This window comes from Bradyrhizobium uaiense, assembly GCF_010811875.1.
GTDB lineage: Bacteria > Pseudomonadota > Alphaproteobacteria > Rhizobiales > Xanthobacteraceae > Bradyrhizobium > Bradyrhizobium uaiense.
Genome location: NZ_VKHP01000939.1, coordinates 1 through 244, shown reverse-complemented (window position 1 = coordinate 244; position 244 = coordinate 1). Strand labels below are relative to the sequence as shown.

Annotated in this window: 2 pseudogenes; one reads left to right on the top strand and one right to left on the bottom strand. The window is 66.8% G+C overall.

What is annotated here, in order from left to right:
* A pseudogene (locus FNJ47_RS52520) lies at nt 1-131 on the bottom strand (MFS transporter); the annotation flags it as partial.
* Between FNJ47_RS52520 and FNJ47_RS48190 the strand changes: the two are divergent.
* Nucleotides 120-244 (top strand): annotated as a pseudogene (locus tag FNJ47_RS48190) (MFS transporter); the annotation flags it as partial. The pseudogenes FNJ47_RS52520 and FNJ47_RS48190 sit on opposite strands and share 12 nt — an antisense overlap.

Below are 244 nucleotides of genomic sequence, written 5' to 3'. Positions count from 1 at the left end.
TGATGCACCATCAGACCCATGATCCCGACCTGCGTCAGGCCGAAGCTCAGCCCGTGTCCGAGCTGGACCGCGGCAAGCACTGCAAGCGGCGGGTCCTGCGCGGTGATCGCCCAGCGCGCCACGGCGCCTACTACATCTTTGCATCGATTGCCTGGCGGCAGGCCGGTTTCAGCGGCCTGACGATCGCTTGCCTCTGGGTGCTCGGCGTCATCGCCGAGATCGTGCTGTTTGCGCTGTCGCCGCG